The organism is Embleya hyalina, from assembly GCF_003967355.1.
GTDB lineage: Bacteria > Actinomycetota > Actinomycetes > Streptomycetales > Streptomycetaceae > Embleya > Embleya hyalina.
This window is the reverse complement of the sequence record NZ_BIFH01000015.1, coordinates 168,301-187,439: the sequence shown is the minus strand read 5'-3', so window position 1 is coordinate 187,439 and position 19,139 is coordinate 168,301. Positions and strand designations below refer to the sequence as shown.

Annotated in this window: 26 protein-coding genes; 1 reads left to right on the top strand and 25 read right to left on the bottom strand. The window is 72.3% G+C overall.

The window, feature by feature from the left end; genetic code table 11:
- Nucleotides 1-21: 21 nt before the first annotated feature.
- The 25 genes from EMA17_RS08460 to EMA17_RS55935 all read right to left on the bottom strand — a co-directional run bounded on the left by EMA17_RS08460 (nucleotide 22) and on the right by EMA17_RS55935 (nucleotide 18,614).
- On the bottom strand, nucleotides 22-1,533 hold the full coding sequence (locus EMA17_RS08460; protein ID WP_176605549.1) for a phage minor capsid protein: 1,512 nt from the start codon (nucleotides 1,531-1,533) through the stop codon (nucleotides 22-24).
- Nucleotides 1,534-1,547: 14 nt separating this feature from the next.
- Nucleotides 1,548-3,062, bottom strand: coding sequence for a phage capsid protein (locus EMA17_RS08455; RefSeq protein ID WP_174861330.1), 1,515 nt, complete (start codon nucleotides 3,060-3,062; stop codon nucleotides 1,548-1,550).
- On the bottom strand, nucleotides 3,049-4,332 hold the full coding sequence (locus tag EMA17_RS08450) for a PBSX family phage terminase large subunit (protein ID WP_126636292.1): 1,284 nt from the start codon (nucleotides 4,330-4,332) through the stop codon (nucleotides 3,049-3,051). The genes EMA17_RS08455 and EMA17_RS08450 overlap by 14 nt, the downstream gene beginning before the upstream one ends.
- Nucleotides 4,319-4,873, bottom strand: coding sequence for a helix-turn-helix domain-containing protein (locus tag EMA17_RS08445; RefSeq protein WP_246126534.1), 555 nt, complete (start codon nucleotides 4,871-4,873; stop codon nucleotides 4,319-4,321). Before EMA17_RS08445 ends, EMA17_RS08450 begins: the two co-directional genes overlap by 14 nt.
- Nucleotides 4,874-4,902: 29 nt before the next feature.
- Nucleotides 4,903-5,382, bottom strand: coding sequence for a hypothetical protein (locus EMA17_RS08440; protein WP_126636291.1), 480 nt, complete (start codon nucleotides 5,380-5,382; stop codon nucleotides 4,903-4,905).
- A 614-nt stretch (nucleotides 5,383-5,996) separates the two neighbouring features.
- Nucleotides 5,997-6,761, bottom strand: a complete 765-nt coding sequence (locus EMA17_RS08435; protein ID WP_126636290.1) for a hypothetical protein — start codon at nucleotides 6,759-6,761, stop codon at nucleotides 5,997-5,999.
- 200 nt (nucleotides 6,762-6,961) lie between these two features.
- A complete protein-coding gene (locus EMA17_RS08430) occupies nucleotides 6,962-7,693 on the bottom strand; it encodes a hypothetical protein (RefSeq protein ID WP_126636289.1) in 732 nt (243 codons plus the stop codon).
- Nucleotides 7,690-7,911, bottom strand: coding sequence for a hypothetical protein (locus tag EMA17_RS08425; RefSeq protein WP_126636288.1), 222 nt, complete (start codon nucleotides 7,909-7,911; stop codon nucleotides 7,690-7,692). The genes EMA17_RS08430 and EMA17_RS08425 overlap by 4 nt, the downstream gene beginning before the upstream one ends.
- Complete coding sequence (locus EMA17_RS51670) at nucleotides 7,908-8,531, bottom strand: SLOG family protein (protein ID WP_160161345.1); 624 nt, start codon at nucleotides 8,529-8,531, stop codon at nucleotides 7,908-7,910. The genes EMA17_RS08425 and EMA17_RS51670 overlap by 4 nt, the downstream gene beginning before the upstream one ends.
- 55 nt (nucleotides 8,532-8,586) lie before the next feature.
- Nucleotides 8,587-9,123: a single-stranded DNA-binding protein gene (locus EMA17_RS08415; RefSeq protein WP_126636287.1), complete on the bottom strand. Its 537-nt coding sequence runs from the start codon at nucleotides 9,121-9,123 to the stop codon at nucleotides 8,587-8,589.
- Between the two features lie 29 nt (nucleotides 9,124-9,152).
- On the bottom strand, nucleotides 9,153-9,506 hold the full coding sequence (locus EMA17_RS08410) for a hypothetical protein (RefSeq protein WP_126636286.1): 354 nt from the start codon (nucleotides 9,504-9,506) through the stop codon (nucleotides 9,153-9,155).
- Nucleotides 9,503-10,846 carry an ATP-binding protein gene (locus EMA17_RS08405; protein ID WP_126636285.1) on the bottom strand — a complete coding sequence of 448 codons (1,344 nt, stop codon included), beginning with the start codon at nucleotides 10,844-10,846 and terminating at the stop codon, nucleotides 9,503-9,505. The genes EMA17_RS08410 and EMA17_RS08405 overlap by 4 nt, the downstream gene beginning before the upstream one ends.
- A complete protein-coding gene (locus EMA17_RS08400; RefSeq protein ID WP_126636284.1) occupies nucleotides 10,846-11,694 on the bottom strand; it encodes a phage replication protein O in 849 nt (282 codons plus the stop codon). The genes EMA17_RS08405 and EMA17_RS08400 overlap by 1 nt, the downstream gene beginning before the upstream one ends.
- Before the next feature lie 141 nt (nucleotides 11,695-11,835).
- Complete coding sequence (locus EMA17_RS08395; RefSeq protein ID WP_307721532.1) at nucleotides 11,836-13,509, bottom strand: UvrD-helicase domain-containing protein; 1,674 nt, start codon at nucleotides 13,507-13,509, stop codon at nucleotides 11,836-11,838.
- A complete protein-coding gene (locus EMA17_RS08390; RefSeq protein WP_126636283.1) occupies nucleotides 13,506-13,769 on the bottom strand; it encodes a hypothetical protein in 264 nt (87 codons plus the stop codon). Before EMA17_RS08390 ends, EMA17_RS08395 begins: the two co-directional genes overlap by 4 nt.
- Nucleotides 13,760-14,038, bottom strand: coding sequence for a hypothetical protein (locus tag EMA17_RS08385; protein ID WP_126636282.1), 279 nt, complete (start codon nucleotides 14,036-14,038; stop codon nucleotides 13,760-13,762). Before EMA17_RS08385 ends, EMA17_RS08390 begins: the two co-directional genes overlap by 10 nt.
- Complete coding sequence (locus EMA17_RS08380; protein ID WP_126636281.1) at nucleotides 14,029-14,241, bottom strand: hypothetical protein; 213 nt, start codon at nucleotides 14,239-14,241, stop codon at nucleotides 14,029-14,031. The genes EMA17_RS08385 and EMA17_RS08380 overlap by 10 nt, the downstream gene beginning before the upstream one ends.
- On the bottom strand, nucleotides 14,238-15,779 hold the full coding sequence (locus EMA17_RS08375) for an ATP-binding protein (protein WP_126636280.1): 1,542 nt from the start codon (nucleotides 15,777-15,779) through the stop codon (nucleotides 14,238-14,240). The genes EMA17_RS08380 and EMA17_RS08375 overlap by 4 nt, the downstream gene beginning before the upstream one ends.
- The gene (locus EMA17_RS08370; protein ID WP_126636279.1) at nucleotides 15,776-16,138 is read right to left on the bottom strand and encodes a hypothetical protein; all 363 of its coding nucleotides are present in this window, start codon (nucleotides 16,136-16,138) and stop codon (nucleotides 15,776-15,778) included. Before EMA17_RS08370 ends, EMA17_RS08375 begins: the two co-directional genes overlap by 4 nt.
- A 5-nt stretch (nucleotides 16,139-16,143) precedes the next feature.
- A complete protein-coding gene (locus EMA17_RS08365) occupies nucleotides 16,144-16,446 on the bottom strand; it encodes a hypothetical protein (RefSeq protein ID WP_126636278.1) in 303 nt (100 codons plus the stop codon).
- Entirely contained in the window at nucleotides 16,443-16,622 is a 180-nt protein-coding gene (locus EMA17_RS08360; RefSeq protein WP_126636277.1) for a hypothetical protein, read from the bottom strand. Before EMA17_RS08360 ends, EMA17_RS08365 begins: the two co-directional genes overlap by 4 nt.
- Nucleotides 16,619-16,870: a hypothetical protein gene (locus EMA17_RS08355; protein WP_126636276.1), complete on the bottom strand. Its 252-nt coding sequence runs from the start codon at nucleotides 16,868-16,870 to the stop codon at nucleotides 16,619-16,621. Before EMA17_RS08355 ends, EMA17_RS08360 begins: the two co-directional genes overlap by 4 nt.
- Entirely contained in the window at nucleotides 16,870-17,769 is a 900-nt protein-coding gene (locus tag EMA17_RS08350) for a hypothetical protein (protein WP_126636275.1), read from the bottom strand. The genes EMA17_RS08355 and EMA17_RS08350 overlap by 1 nt, the downstream gene beginning before the upstream one ends.
- Nucleotides 17,770-17,866: 97 nt before the next feature.
- The gene (locus EMA17_RS08345; protein ID WP_126636274.1) at nucleotides 17,867-18,214 is read right to left on the bottom strand and encodes a hypothetical protein; all 348 of its coding nucleotides are present in this window, start codon (nucleotides 18,212-18,214) and stop codon (nucleotides 17,867-17,869) included.
- A complete protein-coding gene (locus tag EMA17_RS55935) occupies nucleotides 18,183-18,614 on the bottom strand; it encodes a helix-turn-helix domain-containing protein (RefSeq protein WP_371862985.1) in 432 nt (143 codons plus the stop codon). Before EMA17_RS55935 ends, EMA17_RS08345 begins: the two co-directional genes overlap by 32 nt.
- 86 nt (nucleotides 18,615-18,700) lie before the next feature.
- Between EMA17_RS55935 and EMA17_RS08335 the strand changes: the two genes are divergently transcribed.
- Entirely contained in the window at nucleotides 18,701-19,090 is a 390-nt protein-coding gene (locus tag EMA17_RS08335) for a helix-turn-helix domain-containing protein (RefSeq protein WP_126636272.1), read from the top strand.
- Nucleotides 19,091-19,139: the final 49 nt, after the last annotated feature.

Sequence of the window (19,139 nt, the reverse complement as noted above, 5' to 3'; positions counted from 1 at the left end):
TGTCCTCCTGGGGAGCGCTGGTCAATCCAGGCGCCGGATGCGGGCCTGGGTGGCGTCGTTTTCAGTGGCGCGGATCAGCGCCTGCTCGGCGGCGTTGCCTGCCTGATAGGTCGGAATGTTCTTCATGCGCCGCCGCTTCATCTCCTTGATCAGCCGGACCTGGCGCAGCATCGCGCCGGACAGGTCGTCGGCCGATGTGGCGCTGGACCGCTGGGCGGCGCGCTGTGCGAACTCGGCCCGCAGATCGTCCTGCGTCATGCGCCGCACGTCCCGGCGCGGGATGTTCGAACCGGTCGGCCTGGGGACCGACCGGGCGGCGGTCGGTGCCGCAGGTGTCGGCGGGCGCGGTGTTACGGGCGCCGGTGCGGGCCCCGGGGTCGGCCGCGGCGTGGGCGTAGACGACGGGCCGCCCTGACCGCCGTGGCCGCGCATCGGCTGTTCGCGCTCCGATTTCCTTCGCAGGCCGGTGCGTTCGACGTGTTCGCGCATCGCGGCCTGGTGGGCGCGGATGCGGGCGGCGGTGGCCTTGCGCGTGGGCTCGTCCAACGCGGCCTCGTGGCGCTTCTTCCATTTGCGGATCTGCCGCTCGATTGCCCGCTGGCGCTGGGTGTCCTCGTAGGTGGCGCCGTCCGGGTGCGGGACCGGTCGCGGCGGCGTCGAGACACCGGGCAGGTACACGCTGATGCTGCACCGGCAGTTCGGGTGCAGCAGGCCGCGGGCGCGGGCGTCGGGCAGGGACCCGGCGACCGTGACGCTGACCCAGCCGCCGTCCGTGGCGTGCTGGAGCATCACCGCGCCAGCCGCTCCGGACGACCGCCACAAGATCTTGCCCGCCCAGGGGTCGCAGCGTTTGCAGTGCAGCGGCTGCTCGCTGACCATGACGACCTGCTGACCAGCGGCGGCCAGGCGGTCCGAGTGGGCGTCGATCGCGGCCCGCCCGGTCGCCGACCTCAGCGCCATCTCGGCGTACTCCGCCATGCCCCAGGAGCGGCCCGCCGAATCGACGAACCGAGCCACGCCGCGGTCGACGAACTGGTTCAGGGCCTGCTGCGTGGCCGCCCGCCGGGTCTCGACGCCCAGCACGGGCGCCGCCGCCGACCGGGCAATGACCTCCCGGTAGACGTCCGTCGCCTGCCGCAGGATCGACGAGTGCACGGCCGTGGTGGTGTCCAGGACGGCGGCGGCCAAGCGGTCGACGACCGGCGCGGTCGGCAGCACGGTGGCCGCTACGGCGGCCTGCGCGGCCGGTACCGCGCCCATCTCGGCGACGGCGGCGGCCTGGCCGCGGTCGTACGCCGTGGCCAGGGCCTGGCGCACGGTGCCGTCGGCGTCGACCGCGAGTGCGTCGAGGACCTGGGACAGCGCGGTCGAGAGGTCGCGCACCGCCGCCAGCCGGTCCTCCGCCCAGGTCGGCAGCGACTCGTTGCGGACGAGCGCGGCCCGGATCGCCTGGATCAGGGAGAACTCGGCCGCCCGGTACAGGTCACCGAGGACGGTGGCCAATCCCTCGGCGACGGCGGGCGATACGGGCACGGCGCACCCCCGGCCTACTCGAACTCGTCGCCCAGGTCGTCCGGTTCGCCGTCGGGCAGGACATCGGCGCCGACCGTGGTCGGGTCGGCCGCGGTCAGGCCGCGCTCGGCCCGGATGCGGTCGACCTCGGCCTGGACGTCGGCGTCGTCCCAGTCGGGATGCAGCCGCGTGACCTTGACCCAGGTCGAGATCGCCCCGGCCTGCTCCAGCAACGACAGGGTCTCGGCGACCGACTTCGGGTCCTCGCTCACGCCGTCCGGCCAGTGCAGCGTCGGCCGTTCGACCACCAACCCGGGGGTGAACCCGAGTGCGCGGTCGAGCTGGAGCAGCACCAGGGCGATGCTCTCGATCGGGTCGGTCATGTACTCCGACTTCTTGCCCCTGGTCGTCAGCGACCGCCGCTCGCGCGCGGCCACTTCGGTGGCGGTCACCGCGACGTCGCCGGACAGGCCGAACGACTGCACGCTGTACCCGGCCAGCCGCACGGCCTGGCTCATCGCGGCGGCGGCCGTGCGCTCGTGCTCGTCGACCCGGATGGCGAACTGGTTGATGGTCAGGGTCTCGCCGCCGTCGGGCGGCGCGTTGATCCCGGCCCAGATCTCCTGGTCCTGGTCGAAGTCCGCGCCGCGGCCGGGTCCGCGCGACGTCAGGTACTGGTTCGGCACGATCAGCCGGCCCGCGCCGAGGCGGATGTCGCGCTGCCACGACGTCCACGTGTGGTCGAGGGCGTCGAGCAGGGGGTGTAGGCCCTGGAGGTCGCTGCGGCCGAACGGGCTGCCGCGGCGGCGGCGGTTGGGCCGGACGTTGGGGATGTAGACGGCGGTCAGGTCGGTGATGCCGGTGGCGATCGACTGCCCGTCGTCGCCGAGGGAGCCGACCAGGCCCGCCGTGTCGGGGTGCTCGGTGAGCGGCACCGGGCGGCCGAGGTTGTCGGCGGTGCCCTGGTACAGGCCGTGCAGGATGCGGCCCGGCTCGTGCCGCTCCAGGTGCCGCAGCACCACGGCCCCGTTCCAGGCGAGTTCGCGCCAGAACGTGACCGCGACCAGGTGCCCGAGGCGCATCTCCGGTACCGCGCAGTCGGGGTGCACGGCCGTGAGGATCGGCCGGCGGGCAACCTCCAGGTCCCAGGTCGCCCGCAGGTAGACGCCGCCGAGCGCGGCGCCGACCTCGGCGGCCTCGGCGAGTTGGCGGGCGATGCCGCGGGTGATCTCGTCGAGCCGGGCCTGGGTCGCGGTGTCGTCGACGGTGAACGAGGGCGGCTCGGCGAACAACAGGTCGGCCGAGGTGCCCGCGATGTCGCCGGCGAGGGGGATGTGTACGCGGTGGTCGGGCCGGCCGTGGCTGGGGTCGTGGCGGGCGGACCAGTGCCACCAGCGGCGCCGCTCGGACGGTCGCCCGTGGTCGTGGTGGTAGAGGGCGCGCAGCCGGGCGGGGTCGCCGCTGTACCAGGCGTCGTTGACGGCCATTTCGGCGTACTCGGCGCGCATCGCGGGCGGCGGCCAGGGAACCCCGGCGTCAGGCAGCGGCATGGGTCGCCTCCAGGGTCGGGATCAGGTGGCGCCACTCGTGCGCGGTGGTGTGCAGCGCGTACCGCAGTGCGTCAACGCTGTGGTCGGCGGTTTTGATGGGTTCGTCGTGGCCGGCCGCCGATGCCTTGTCGTTCCAGGCGTAGCCGGGCATCTCCTCGATCAGGCCGGTGCAGGAGGAGTGCACGCGCAGGATGTCGGCGGCCAGGGCGGTGGCGACGGTCCGGATGCCGTCGCGGACCTCGTTCCGCCCCTTGGTCACGTTGGGCACGCCGTCGGTCCACAGTTGCTGCCGGAAACTCGCCGCCGACGGGTCGACGATGATCCATTCCGGGTCGACGCCGCAGGCCCGGCCCTGCTCGCCCGGCCGTTCGACGTTGGCGAGCCAGGTTCGCAGGCCGGTGCTGTACTGGGCGTCGGTGAGCTGGCGTTGGGCGGCTCGGGAGTCGTGCCGGTACTCCGACACCACGTACAGGCGGTCGTCGTCGCCCAGGCCGAGCAGGAGCGCGGAGAACGGGTTGACGGTGCCGTAGTCGACGCCGACGCACAACCAGCGGTGGATGTACGGCACCTGGTCGACTACGTGCCGGTCCTCGTTCCACGCGTCGTAGATCGCGCCCTCGGACTGCACCCACATGCCGAGGACGTTCCGCTGGTAGAACAGGCCGGTGTAGCTGTCCTTCGTCCGGTCCTTGTACTCCTGCGACAGACCCGGGTTGTCGTCCATGACGAAGTGCCAGGAACGAAGCCGGGTTTCGCGGGGTCGGAGCAGGTACTTCTTGCGGGTCCAGTGGTTCGGGTTGTCCGGGTTGGTCGTGCCGAAGATCTTGCTGCCCTCGACGCTGCACCGGGCGTTGAGCTGGTCGTAGAACAGCTCGGGCAGGGTGGTGATCTCGTCGCAGTACGCACCAGCGCACGTCAGCCCGCGCACCTTGGGTTCGGCCTGGGCGTCGTTCGCGCCCAGCGCGTGCACCGGTCGCCCGAGGACCGTCGCCATGGGCGCGCCGTTGGTGTAGTGGATGTCCCGGGCCAGGCCGCCGACGATGCTCGGGTCCTGGAGCGGGCCGAACACGTTGCGGGCGAGGCTGTCCCGAGTGCGGCCGACCATGACCAGCTCGCCGCCGGCGGGCCGGTGCGCAACGAAGTCCAGCCAGCGGAGCAGGCTGGCGATGGTCTTGCCGGACCGGACCGACCCTTCCCAGACGTTCTGGAAGGCGTTGGCCTCCATGATGCTGTCGCGCTGCTTCGGCGACAGGGTGCTAGTCCCCGCCATGCTCGTCCCCGGGCGGGCGGTGGCCGTGGCGCTGCGCGTAGTCCTGGGCGAGGCCCGCCATCAGGTCCCCGATCAGGCTGCGCGACTCGTCGGCGGTGCCCTCGGTCGGCGGAACGAGCTTGAGGCTGCGGTCGATCGCCTGGGCGGCGGTGCCCATCATGGCGCGGCGGTCCTGGGCGTGCGGCTCGGGCCGGGTGGTCTCGTCGTAGTCGTGGTCCTTGCCGCCCCAGTCCCAATAGGTGGTGGGCTCGCGCATCTTCGAGATCTCGCGTGCGGCGACATCGTGGAGGGTGACGGCCAGGGTGAGGCGGCGGGCGGTCAGGTCGGCTCGGACCGCCGCGGCGTCAACCTCCCGCGCGCGCGTGGCCTGGGTGGTCTTCGACCGGTCGAACGCGTTCGCGTGACCGGCTTCGCGGGCGATGAGGGTGATGGTCGAGGAACTGACGCCGTGTCGGCGGGCAATGGCGTTCCGGCTGAGTTCACCGGCCTGGATGTCGGCGAGGATCGCCGCGCGCACGGTGTCGTCGATGCGAGGGGGCACATGGTCACCCCCTCGCCGGTCGATCGGTGCTAGCAGCCGTCCCAGCGCCAGGTTCCGGCCTCGCGGGTCCAGGTCTGGGCGGTGCGGTCGAGGGTGGGGACGCCCACGGAGTACGTGACCCGGGCGCGGTCGCCGTTCATCTCGTCGACCTTGATCGACTTGACCGTCAACGCGCCGTAGACCTTCTTCGCCTGGGCAACTACCGCGCCGTACTCGGTCGTGGTGGTCTTGCCCTGGCACCGAGTGGACAGGATCGCGTAGGCGCTGGCGGCATCGCCGGTGAACATCTTCGCGGTGTAGGTGCGGACGGCCGCTTCCAGCGGGGCGGTGTCCGTGGCTGCCGCGGCCTGGCTGGCGGGGGGTGCCGTTGGGGCGCCCGCGGGAAGCCGACCGCCCGGGTCGGCGGTGGTGGCCCGCTTGTCGTCGTCTCCGTCGCTGCTACAGCCGGTGGCGAGCAGGAGTGCCGCCGCCAGGGCGGCGGTGGTGGCGTGTCGGGTGATGCGCTGCACTGTGCCCCCAGGTGTGGATGTCCCTGGGTTCGACTCCCGGGCCACTCCGAGGGTTGTACGGATCGGCCGAGGTTACGAGAGGGCCAAGGCCAGAAGCAGGGTAACGATCATCAGTCCGATGAGGCTGCATCCGCTTCGGCGGCTGCCTTCCCAGCCTTGGCGGCGGGCCGTCCTCGCGTCTCGGCGGGTCGGGCCCATTGAGCGGCCGGCTGGGCGGCCACCGTGCTCCCAGCAGTTGTCGGTTCCGAATGCGTCCCGGCCGCATCGCTGGTTGCGCCATGTGCGGGCGTTGCACTGTCCCATGCGGTCATCGTCCTGGCCTGCATGGCTCGCTGTCTCGGAAACTGCGAAAGCCCCGGCCGGTCGGCTCGGGGCTTTCGGAGTGTTTCCGGGCATGCCGGATTCACAAGCTGTGGATAACTCGATCAGATTAGGTCGCGTGGCCGGTCCGCGCAACTTGCCTGTCCGTGGCCGGTGTCCGATCAACGGGTTGGTTCTGGCGTCCAATCTGCCGACCGGGCCGACCGGTTGGCGCACCCGCCCACGCGGTTGGCGGGTGGGTGTCCGGACACCGACCGCGCCGTGTCCGACGCCCGGTGTCCGGACACGACCGGTCACGCCGCGTCGGGCGTCAGGTCGGCCCGCAGCCGGTCACGCTCGGCCTCGGTCAACCCAGGCGCCCGACCGGCCAGTTCCGCCTCGGTCACCAGTTCCTCGCGGGCGGCCCGCGGCGGCGCGTCGAGCGCGCGGCCGAGGTCGGCCAGGTCATCCCACCGCCACATCGGCCGCCCCTGGATCCAGGTACTCGACGGCGCCCGGCAGATGACCCGGCGGCCGGTGCACTCGACGTGGGGGCCGAGCGGGTGCACGGGCCGCATCATCAGCACCGACCCGCACCACGGGCACGGCTGGAGCAGCCGCAGGGGCCGTTCGTCGCCGAACCCGAGGACCGCGACCACCTGGCGGGCGACCGGCCGCAACGTGTCGTCGATCCACCGGTTCTGTGCGTGGCCGAGCCAGGCCCGGTAGATGCCGAGGTCGGCACACGCCGCCGGCACCGTGTTGGGGTTGCCGGCGGGCCGGCTGTACAGGGCGAGGCCGAGCGTTGCGCGCGTCTCGGCCTCGACGTACAGCACGGCCTGTTCGACCGTGCGGAGGACATCGACGGCGGACAGGTTGGCGGCGGCCGGGGAGGCGCCGCGGCCGAGCGTCGACCGCTCCAGGCGCTCGATCCGGTCGCGTTCGGCGATGGCCGCCGCGAGGTGCCGTCCGATGTGGCTGGCGCGTGGCCGGCGGGTGCCGGGGACGGCGGCGGCGCGCAGGTCGGCCCAGTGCTCGGCGATGACGTCGGCCGGCGGGGCGTCGGTGTCGGTGTTCACGTCGTGCTCCTGGTCGTCGTGCTGATTTCGGTTATGTCTCGAAATGGCTCATGGGTGCTGCTATTTGGACAGGTCGGGCGTAGCGTCCCTGCCCTGACATCGGCCGCATCCGGTCAGGACCAGGTCGCGCCACCCCCCGGCGCGACCGCCCAGGGCCGCGGGCCCGCGTCGAACCTCCACCGACGCGGGCCCGCGGCGTGTCAGGACGGCGCCGGGGCGGTCGCTGCGGACACCTGGTCCTCTCGTTCCAGGGCGGTCGCGAGGACGTCGAGGGACGGCGGCGGGGTCTGGCTACCGCGGGCGGCACGGATCCACTCGGCGACCACGTTCCGCAACCTGGCGTGTGCCTGCTCGGCGGCGTGTGCCTGCATCGCCCAGTCGCCGGCGCGAGCGCCGACCTCCCGCGTGGCCAACTCGGCGGCGGCCCGCGTATCGACGTAGGCCTGGGCGAGGGCGACCCGGCGGGAGGTCTCGACGGCAACCTCCGCGCGCAACCGCTCGACCTCGGCGACGAGTTGGTCGGCCGGGCCGGTGTCGCGGGCGGCCTCGATCAGCGCCGTGTCGTACCGGGCGGCATCCGCGCGCAGCTGCTCGACCTCGGCGACGAGGGCGGGGCCGTGCGTGGTCAGGATGCGCTCCAGCCGGGCGTCGATGGTGTGGTGTTCGACGTCCTCGATCGGGTCGACGGCGAACGCCCGGACGGCGTCGATGTCGGCGACGATCGCGGCCAGGTCGCTCGGTGCGTCGAGTCCGCAGCCGCGGCGGATGGCGTCGATGGTCTCGGCGGCCTGCTCGGGCCGGATGAACACGCCGCATCCGCAGGAGAGGATCGAGACGCCGCGGCGGTCGTCCGGGTCGATCGGGTCGATGTCGAGGCGACAGCCGGTTTCGTCGGCCAAGTGGTAGGCGCCGGTGTTGTGGTCGGTGGTCACAGGTCCTCCACGCTGTAGGTGATGCCGGCGCCCGGGTCGGTCCAGGCCCAGTCGATGTCCGAGCCGTGGTCGGGCCCGTGGCCGGGGTACTCGATGCAGCGGTGGGCGTAGCCGTCGCCGTCGATCAGGACGGCCGGGCATTGGGTTGTGGGCGCGCACCGGCACGAGTCGATACCGATGCAGTGCGGATCGTGGGGTGTGAGGGGCTGGTAGGTCACGGCGTGCTCCTGGCGGTGAGTGCGGTGTCGGCGGGCAGGTGGCCGTAGGCGATGGCGAGGGCAACGCCGTGGGCCATGGAGTCGGCGCCGAGGGCGGTGAGGGCGTGGACCCTGTGGCCTTTCACGGTGTCGGGGGCAATGCCGAGGCGGGCCGCGATCTCGTCCACGCTGAGGCCGCGGGCGGCGTCGGCGAGGACTTCGACCTGGCGGTCGGTGAGTTCGGGCCCTGGCCCGGCCGGCGCGGGCGGTGGGCCCGGGTGTGCGACGCGGACCGGGATTCCGGCGGCGGTGGCACGGCGCATGCAGTCGGCGGTGCCGAACGAGCCGGCGAGGGGGAACGCCAGGCAGACCACCGCGCCGAGGTCGACCATCTGTTGGTTGCGGATGGGGCCGGCGGATCGGCCGCGTGCGCGCCATTGGGCGGGGTGGCGTTCGGTGGGCAGGCCGAGGGAGCGTGCGACCTGGTCGACGAGGGTGTCGGCGCCGGGCGCGGCACCGTGCACGACGGTCGCGTCCGGGCCGTACTCGGTGAGGGTGTCGGTGATGGCGGCCTTGATGGCGGTGGCGTCGGTCCAGTGGCGTGAGCCGGTGGTGAGGATGCGGTAGGGCGTGCTGCCCATGGGTGTCCTCCGGGGTGGGGCCGGGCGCCCGGTGGTGGGCGCCCGGCGGGTCGGCCTAGAAGGGGGGTTCGTTCGAGCCGCCGCCGGACGGGGGTCCCCAGCCGCCGCCCTGCTGCTGTCCGCCGGAGGGGACCGCCCAGGGGTCGTCGGCGGGCGGTCCGCCGCGCTGCTGGGCCTGCTGGCCGTAGCCGCCGCCCTGCTGCCGCGCGCCGCCGCCCTGGCCGCTGCTGCGGCTCGCCTTGGTGACCTTGGCGGTCGCCCACTTCAGGGTCGGGCCGATCTCGTCGACCTCCAGCTCGACGACGGTGCGCTTCTGGCCGTCCTTCTCGTAGGACCGCTGCTTGAGCCGGCCCTGGGCGATGACGCCCATGCCTCGGGACAGCGACTCGGCGACGTTCTCGGCGAGTTGCTTCCAGCCTGAGCAGCGCATGAACAGGGCGTCGCCGTCCTTCCACTCGTTGGTCTCGCGGTCGAACGTGCGCGGTGTGCTGGCGATGGTGAAGTTCACGACGGCGGCGCCGCTCTGCGTGAACCGCAGCTCGGGATCGGCGGTCAGGTTCCCGACGATCGTGATGGTGGTCTCTCCGGCCATGTGCTGTGTCCTCCTGGTGGTGCGGGTGGTCAGGTGGTGGTGCGGGCGGCGTCGTGCGCGTCCTGGCGGCAGAGCGCGCACAGCTGGCCGTACGGGGTCGTGTGGCCGCACTGGGTGCACTCGGTGCGGGGTCGGGTGTCGGGGCCGATGCCGTTGCCCCGGGCAACGGCGGCGCACCGCGGACACATGCCGTCGGGCAGGACCCTGGTTTCGTCGCTGTAGCGGAGCGGCTCGTCGGGCACGACGGCGAGTTCGTCGCACAAGGTGGGGGTGAGGCAGCCGTCGGCGGGCGAGATACCGAGGAACTCGTACACCATGTGTCGGTACTCGGGGTCGGCGGTGGCGTACGGGCTCGGCGGGTTGGGTGCGATGCGGTCGGTCACGACAGTGCTCCGGTCTCGGACCGCCCGTGGTGGTCCGCGTCGATGGGGGTGTACGGGGTCCAGGGCCATTCGCCCTCGCTGGTCCAGCCGCCGCGCAGGAACCGCGGCCACAGCCGCTCGTCGCGGGCGCCGCGCCAGGGCACGACCCGGCGGGCGCGGTCGTTCTCGGCCGAGGTGGCGTCTTCGACCGGTCGCAGGCCCATGCCGAACTCGGGCCACCGCAGCCAGAGCGAGCTGCCGACCGGGGCCAGGCCCCGCGGCCCGAACCCTGTGGCCTTGGCGGCGTGCGCCTCCATGACGAGCGCACAGCCGGCCGTGACGCGGGCCTCGGTCAACGCGATCGTCACCTTGCGCGCGTGCTCCTCCGAGTTCGGGTCGCCCGCGTGGAGCTGGTAGATCGGGCCGATGACGAGCACGTCGGGCATGACGTCCTCGACGCGCCGCATCAGCCAGGCCCGGCCGTCGGCGCGGGTCAGGTCGACGCCCTCGGGCCGGCAGTGGATGTGCAACTGGCCGCGTTTCACGGGCTGGTGGATGGCCGAGGCGGTGTTCATCAGACTGCGGTAGCGCCGGCGGGACTGGGCTTCGCTGTTCTCGCAGTCCAACACGAGGACCTTCTTCGGCCCCAGGATGTTGGGTTCCCGGCCGAACGGCAGAACGCCGGCCGCCGCTGTGACGGCGAGCTGCCGCAGCAGCACGCTCTTGCCCCCGCCTTCGGAGGCGGTCCAGATGACGCGGTCGCCTCGCTCCAGGTAGCCGGGCAGCACCCAGTCCGGCTCGTCGTCGGCGACCGACAGGAAGTCGTGCATGTCCATGGTCGGGGCGTCCTCGCTCGCCCGGCCTCGGTCACGAACCGCGCGGGTGAGGGTGACCGCCTCTTCGGCGACGTCTGCGGGATCGCCCGCCGTGCCGTAGCCGCGCTGGGCGATGTCGACGCCGGCCGCGATGACGGCCCGCCGCAGCGCGAGGGAGCGCACCCGCCGGATGTACCAGTCGACGTTGACGTGCGGGGGCGGCGCGGCGGCCAGGGTGTGGATGTACGGCGCGCCGCCGACCCGGGCAAGGTCGCCGCGGGCCTGGAGTTCGGCGGTGACGGTGAGCATGTCCACCGGGTCGCCGCGGTCCACCAGGCTGGCGATCGCGGCAAGGATGTCGCCGTGTGCGTCGCGGTAGAAGTCGCCGCGGGCAACAGCGCGGAGGACGTCTCGGGCGGCGGTGCGGTGGATCATGCACGCGCCGAGCATCGCCTGTTCGGTCGCGAGGTCGTGGGGCTGCATGCGCCCGGTGGCGTCGTCGCCGCCGTCGGGCGTGAAGTCGTGGACGTCGGTGACGTCGATCATCAGAACACTCCGTTGTCGGCGTAGGTCTGGTGTGCCGGTTGGCGGGCGGCGGCGCGGGCGGCCTCGGCTGCCGCGCGGTCTCGCTGCTCGGTGGCCTTGAGGACCAGGCGGTCGTACTGCTTGCGCAACGCCGGCATCGACATGACGTTCGACCGCCAGAACGAATCGGCCTGGCACCAGTCGATGGCGCGGATGATGCGCTCGACCGAGCGGCCGTCGATGTCGATGAGGCGGCGTGCCTCGTCGCGCCACTTCTTGGTGATGCGGGGTCGACGGCTGCCGTTCTGTTCGATGCGGTCGGCCAGGTGCTGGCACACCTGCTCGACGTCGGGCCTGCTGGAGGGAAGAGAGGGGTTACTACTTCTTCCAGGGACTCTTGTGGTCGTCTCACGACCTAGGTCGTCAGGCGACCCAGCCCCCGTCTGTCCAGGTTCGCCGGGTTGGGCTAGGTCGTCTCCCGACCCAGCCTGGGTCGTCTCACGACCTAGGTCGTCTCCCGACCCAGCCCCCATGTGCGGTGATTTGCCGGTAATAGCTAGGTCGTCTGACGACCCAGCCGGGATGTGGATGCGGTAGGTGCACTGCGCGTGGTTCTGCCGGGCATCGGCGATGGACGGCGACGTATACGAGATCCACCCGGCAGCAACCAGGTGGCCTCGGTAGGTCAGGAACGACGACTTCGCCATGCCGGTGGCAGCCAGGAGTACCGACTGCGCGGGCTGGTGTTCGTCCGGGATCACGCCGGTGTCGACGTCGGCCCACGTGGCGAGAGTCAGCGCGAGCAGCCGCGACAGCGGAGGGAGACCGCTGCGTCGGATCGCTCGCTCGAACTCGAACCTGCCTGGCACGGGCGGCCTTTCGGGTTGTGCTTCGGGACGCGGTAACGACCCCTTCACTGCGTCTATGTCGTGGGAGGCCCGTTTTTCGCGCGTGAGAGCGAACTTTTTGGATCCGTGGCCGGTGGGTCGGGTCGCCGCCGGCCACGGGGTCTAGTCGGTGATGACGATCGACCCGTCGTGCACCCAGTCGAGGACCGCGCAGTCGAGCGCGTGCCGGGCCCGGGTAACCGAGACGTACGCGAGGCGGGCGTACTCGCGGCGCAACAGCCGCAGCCCGGTCGACGGGTCCGGCCGCGGCGGGGTGAAGTCGCCGTGCAACGTCACGCGGGACCACTCCCGGCCCTTCGCCTTGTGCGCCGTCGACACGACCAGGTCGGCGCGCTGCTCGGTCACGAGCGCTTCGGCGGCGGAGATCATCGCTTCCGCGCCGAAGTCGTCGATCAGCTTCACCAGGACGCGAAGCGACCCGGCCTCCTCGGCCGCGTACTCCTGGAGTTGGGCCCAGTTGGTGAAGCCCATGAGGTCGGGGTGGTCGGTCGGCTTGCCGTCGAGTAGGTCAAGGGCGGCGTACGCCAGGCTCTTGATCGCCCCGCCGCCGCCGACCAGGGCGACCTTCCGCCCGGCGGCCAGGGCCTCGATCACGACGCCGACCGCACCCGCGTTCGTGCGGCACAGGATCGCGTCGGCCTGGTCGACCGGGCCCACGACCGAGGCCGTCGGCTCATGTCCGATCAGCCGCAACGGTGCGGAGATCAGGTTGAGCCACACGTTCGCCTGCTCGGCGACCGCGACGCCGAAGCGGAAGCTCTGGGACAGCGTGAGCGTGTCGCCGGGGAACTTCGCGAGGGCGTCGTTCGCGCCGCGCCATGCGTAGATGGCCTGCGCGCTGTCGCCGACCGCGATGCGCTGCGCGTGGTCCTGGTCGAGCAACACCGCCGTGAGGACGTCGTTCGTGTCCTGGGCTTCGTCGAGCAGTACGACGTCCGCCGCCAGCCTGGGGCGGCCGAGCGCCCACGCCTTCATGTAGTGGTCGTGCTCCATCCGCAGCACACCATCGGACTGCATCAGGTCGGCCCAGGCCGCGCGGGCAACGGGCAGGACCAGGCGGGCGATTGCCTCCCGGGTGTCCGGCCGGGTCAGGTTGTCCACACGCGGGATGTGCGCGGCCGTCATCTCCGGATCCGCCGAGTAGCACCAGCGCCGAACGGCGTCCAGCGCGAACCGCATGACCTTCTTGCTCGTCATCGCGACGACGCGGGCGTCGTCGGCCATCACGGCCTGGGTGCTGCGGCCGTCCTCGCCGAGGTCGCGGGCCAGGATCTCGCGGACGCCGAGCGCCTGGGCGGCGACGTGCGCGGTCTGGTACGGGATGCTGAGCCGGACCTGGTGTCGGGCGTCGTAGGCCAGGCTGTGCCCGGTCTTGCAAGTGGCGTTCGACGGGAACGACTTCGCGGCGTCCAGGGCAATCGGCTTGTTGTACGCGATGTACAGCATCCGCGCCCGCGGATCGGACCGGGCCACCTCCTTCAAAGTCGTCGACTTCCCGCAGCCCGCACCGGCCTGCACGGTGAGGTCGACGCCGTCGCCGTAGGCGGCGATCACCTCGGCCTGCTCGGGTGTGGGGTCCATGCGGGTCGCCTCCTTGGCGGCGGCGGTTCGGGCGAGGCGGGCGACGGGCGAGTGGTCGCGGCAGCGGTAGCCGTCCATGTACGGCTGCGCGTCAGCGCCGCACGGTCCGGTCGGCGTGCCCCAGGTGCAGGTGCGGGCGGGACGCACCGCCCCGGGTGCGAGGCCCGGGGCGGTGTCGACGGCGGCGACGGTCACGACGTGCCGCCGGCGAGTTCGGCGTACAGGGCCTGGCAGGCGGCACACGCGCACGTGGCGCGGTGGTCGGACCGCTCGCCCGGCGGGGTGATCTCGGGGATCGGGACGCCGAACATGGTCCAGGTGGGCAGCAGTTCGGGCTGCTCGACCGGCTTGTACGTCGTGCAGCGGCAGGCGCGCAGGCTGTCCCGACAGGCGCCGTCCGCCGGGTGACGGGTCGGGGTGTGTCCGCACGTGCAGCGGTGGATGATCAGTGCCACGGCGGCGGCTCCTCGGTCAGCGAGAACGGAATGGGTCGGTCGGGCGTCACCTCGTTGAGGAGGTGGCAGGTCGGGCAGGCGCGCCCGTCGTAGCGGTCCGCCGCCGGGTCGCACATCCAGCACGACTCGCGCGGCATGTGGTCGACCAGCGGATCGACGACCATGGCGGCCAGGACCCGGGCGTCCTGGCGGCGGACGAACCCGTCGGCCACGAACCAGGCGACGACGGCGCAGGCGAGGGCAACCAGGATGATCAGGGTCAGCGCCACGGGTGCACCTCCCGGCAGGTCCAGCAGCGCCAGCCGCCGCGGGTGTGGATGCCGAGCCGGGCCGTGCCCCGGCAGGTCGGGCAGTGCTCGGCGGTTTCGGCGGGCGGAGCGGCGATCCGGTGCGCGCCGCCGTCGGCAGTGGTGGGAGCCGGGCGGGCCGGGGCATAGGTGCCCCGACCCGCCACCACCACGGTCGCGGTCACGCCGCCCGCGACGTCGCCGCCGCGTCTGCGTACCGGCCCAGCTCGGCCGCGCCCCCGTCGGTCGGCATCTGCTGCACCAGGTTCAGCGCGTCGAGCACGCGGCCCGCCTCCGGCACGGTCAGGTCCTTCATCGTGAGGACCTGGCGGCCGACGATGCCCGAGACGATCGCCAACCGCCGGGCACGCTCGCTGCTCTGCACGCCCACGGCGTTCATCACGGTGGCGATGGCCCGGGTCTGGCCGGCGCTCGCGCGCTGCGGCTCGGCCTGCCCCCACTCGCCCGGCGGCGGCACCTGGGCGGCGGCGGGCGACGCCGCTTGCTGCACCGGCTGCGGGCGGGTACCCGCGAGACCGGTCAACTGGTCGTCGATCATTCGGAACAGCGGGATCGACCCGCCGTCCTTCGTCGGCACCGGCCGTTCGAGCAGGCCCTGATCGGTCGCCGTCTGCCGGCACGCGGCCAGGGCGACGCGGTCGGTCCACCCGGCACGGATCTCGCCGAGCAGGCCAGGCAACGGGTCGACGGGCGGCGCTCCGGCGGCGGCCTGCTCGGGCGCGCGCTCCGGCGCCGCCTCGGTGTGCTGCTCGCGCTCCGGCTGCCGCACCGAGTCGGCCGCCGGCGGCGGGGAGGAGGGCGCCTCTGCCGCCGCCGCGCGAACCTGGTGCCCGCGCTCGACGATCACCGCGCCGAGCGTCGTCGGCACACCGGTCACCGGGTGCAGCACCGCCGACCCGACGAGCTGACGGCGGGTCACCTCGGCATGCAGCTCGCGCAGACCGTCCCACGTGGCGTCGGCGGCCACCGCCCGATCCAGGTACGTCGCCGGGTCGACGACCTCGACACCGTCGTTCAACCAGCCCAGGATGTCGGTCGCGATGTCCGCCCCCGGCCGGTTGACCACGCGCCCGGACAGCGCCGGGCAGCGGCTCTTGCTGACGACCAGCGTGTTCTCCTGGTCGAGGTCGCCGACGATGTCGAACTCGTACTCGATGCCCTCGCGCTGCTCGGCCTTCGTACCGACCTTGGTGATCTTCTTCCGGTTGCGCTCGTCCTCGGTGATCAGCCACTCGACCTTGGTCCGCATGGTCACCAGCACGTGACCGGGGTACGCCAGCAGGGCATCGATCATGGCGCGCTCGAACGGCCTGGCGTCCTTCCAGCCGCCGAACCCGCCGCCCGACCCGGCGCGCTTGCCCATCGCGTCGACCAGTTCGAGCATGCCGCCGGAGCCGGACCAGAAGTGGCTCAAGGAGTCGACCATCACGCCGCCGTAGCCGGCCGCAGCGGCGGCAGCCAGGGCCTTGGGCAGGTCGCGCGGGTCGAACGTCGAGAGCTGCAAGACGTCGAACTCGAAGCCAGCAGCGCCCCCGGCGTACTTGCTGGCCGAGCCGCGCTCGGTGTCGATGACCGCGATGCGGTCGGTCATCTCGGACAGCAGCGTCAAGCCGGTGAAGGTCTTGCCCGATCCGGGCGGGCCGGCCAGGGCGATACGGGCCTTGGCCTGCTCGCGGGTCGCGGGCTGGAACGTGAACGTCATCGGTCGCTCTCCTCGGCGGTGGCCTGGGTGCGGGTGGTGTGTACGTGGTGGTCGGCCTGTTCGGCGTCGAGGACCAGGCCGACGGTCGGGCACGGCCACGGCACGGTGACGGCGGGCCGCGAGCAGTGCCGGCAGAACCGGACACCGAACGCCTCGTCCCACTCGTGCAGCACGACGACGGCAGCGATCTGTGCAGCGAGCCGGTCGACCTCGGCCAGCACCTCGATGCGGGCGTTGTGGTGCCCGACGGCCTGGACGAACAGGCCGTGCTCGACGGCGTCGTGGAAGACACCGAAAACGTGGCGGTCGCGCTCGGTGAACTTCATCCCGCGGATGACCGCGAGGCGGCTGGCGGACATGGGCTTCATCGGGTGTCTCCCGGGATGTTGTCGGTGGTGTGCCAGCGGTCGCCGTCGTGCCAGGCCAGGAGCCACACCGACGGGTCGCGCCCGGCGGCCTGGTCCTCGGCGCGGGCGATCTCGACGGACTGGATCGCGTAGTGCCGCTCGGCGTGGGCGGGCGATCCGTGCCGGGTCGGCCGGGCGATCGAGCCGGTGATCCGGCCGTCGGCGGCGACGTCGGCGCGGTGAACCAGGCCCCACGCGAGGGCGGTTCGGGGCGGGGCCGCCGCCCCCGCGGTGAGGGCGGCGGCGGTGGGCGCGGTCACGCGGGAACCTCGCCGTTGGCGTGGGCCAGCGCGGCGGCGAGCGCGAGCGTCGCGTGCGCCTGGGCCTCGGCGGCGAGTGCGGTGGCGCGCGCCGCGTCGTTGCCGTCGCCGTAGCTGTTGTGGTGCGCCAGCCTCAGCAGGCGCTCGGCCTCGCGGTAGTGCTCCGGGCCGGTCACGGCCGCACCATCCGCAGTTCGGCGAGGGCGATGCCGACCGCCGCGCACCGGCCGCAGCACCACACGCGGGCGGGCTCGGTCGACTCGGACACGGCGGTGCGGACCCAGCCGCGGGGCGACCGGCCGGCGGTCGCGGCCTGGCCGCAGCCGTCGACCGTGCACCGTTCGACCACCGGCGACCCGGCGGCCGGCCGGCTGACGCCGGTCATGCCCTCGTTCCACTGCTTCGCGGTCTTGCGCGCGGCCATCAGGCGTCACCGTCGTCGTACTCGTCGTCGAGGTCCCGGCCCTCGTCCGGGTCGTCCTCGCGGATCGTGGCCCGACCCTCCTCGTCGGACGCGGCGTCCTCGCCGATCGCAACGGCCTCGGCCACGGCCCATTCGCCGATGGCGCGGTCGGCCGCCAACAGCCCGGCGGCCAGGCTGACCACCGCAACCCGCCGGCCGCTCGACCACTCGCCGGGGCCGGTGAGGTAGGCGCCGCCACCCGGGTCGCTGATCGGGTCGACCTCGGTTTCGTCCAGCACCTCGACCGCCCACACGGTCCCGATCGCGTCGCGCTCCCACCGGTCGCCGGCGACCCGCCGCCAGCCCGGGTGCGGCCGCGGCGCGTCGTCCGCCGGATTGCACGGGTCCGCCGGTTGCGTGCCGACCGGCAGCACCTCGGCGGTGTCCGTGTCCCACGTGGCGGTACGCATGCTGCCGAGCGGGGCATGGTGCCGCCCGTCATGACCGGCGGCGAGCTCACACCGGGTGTAGCCGGGGCCGCCGTACTCGGCGGTGCAGCCCGGCGCCGGACGGGCCAGCACGCCGACACCGGTGATGGTGACCGGCGTCGGGCCGGCGCCCGGGTCGGGCCGGCCGGTGCCGGACAGGTCGACCCGCGCCCGGTAGACGATGCGGCCGTCGCACCGGTGCGGCGTCGCCGTCACTGCCACGTCGAGCGCGCCCGCCCACGCCCCCAGGTCCTCGGCGACGTCGGCGTCCGGCCCGGCGGTGCGGGTGCCGACCACGTGCCCGGCCGGGTCGACCGACCACGTCAGCGCGGGCAGGTCGGCGTGCCGGGAGACCAGCGACAGCATGATGCTGGCGGCGCGTACCTGGGCGAGGTCGTCGGGCCGCTTGTTCGTCTCGATACTGTGGTTCACGTTCGCCACTCCTCTGTGGTGTGTGTGGCGGGCAGGGGCCGCGCCGCTGGCGAGACCGGATGCAGCCGGTCGTCGGCGGACGGCCCTACCCATGGGGTCAGGCACTCGCGCGGCGGCGACCGCCGCGCGGCTTCAAGTCGGGGATCGGTGTCTGCGAGCGAGCCCGGCGTGGTGCGATGTCCAGCCCGGCCGCCGCCGTCAACGGGATTGGCGAGACGTGGGGCACGACCTCGAACATCCGCAAGATCGTTGCCAGGTGTTCGGTTGTGAACGCGACCGACTGGCCGAGCTTGGAGTGCGGCAGGCGCCCGATGTTGTCCCGCAACCAGCTCTCGTAGCAGTTCAGTTCGGCGGCGGCACCGGCGTAGTCGTAGGACAGGGGACGGACGCCGAGCGAACTCGCGCGCCGGGTCTCAGCCAGCTCGACGGCCTCGGCCAGCGTCATGGCGGACACTCCTCTCTGAATAGCCGTCCACGTCCAGGGACGTGGACAAGATGGGCAAAAAAAGAGCGGCGCGGTGGACGCCGAGCACGGTACAAGTCCGCTCCGCCGTCGCGGCCGTGACGACCGGCCGGGAGCCGGTAATCATCCCGCTGACCTTGCTCTTGGAGAGGCCCAGCAGGTTTGCCAGGTCTCGGATGGTGAGGCGGGCGCCGCTCGGGGGGCGGCGCATGAGCCTGTGCAGCAGATCGCCGTCAACGATCCGATACTGCTCGGGGGGCACAGCGAACCTCCGGATTGCTGTCCATGATTGTGGACAACGAGAGTCAAGCACATCAGCCCCCCTCTGTCCAGGATCGTGGACAAGCCGCGCGCGCCTAGATTCAGTCAAAGGTCCGACCATCATGCACGTCCGCGTCCCCGGACGTGGACAATGAGGCCCGACAGTGCCGCCAGCACACGGCATCGGGCGTGGACAAAGGACAAGACATGCCGGCCAGAACAAGCCAGCCCTTCAATGATCTCGTCGCCGCGTCGGTGGGGCCGGGGAAGCGATGGACCGTGCGAGAGTTCGCCGAGCGCGCCGTGGACCCAGAGTCGGGTTACTCGCCCAGCAAATCCCTGATCGGCAACATCATCCAAGGCAAGTCTCCTCAGCCGACACCGGAGTTGATCTCCGCGATCGCGGCCGGTCTGGGTATCGCCAGGGCCGTGGTCGAGGATGCCGCGATTAGGCAATGGATCCGAACATCCGACATTGAAGGCCAGCAGGTGTACCACCACGCCGATGTCTCAATAGAGGGGGCGCAGTTGACTCGTGAAGCAATCGAACGAGTGAAGGCGGAGGCGGATGGGGTGGATGAGTCGAACGGTCCGTAACTGGTCAATCACATAAATGATCTTTCCTCGTATCCTCGGTGTGTCCTGA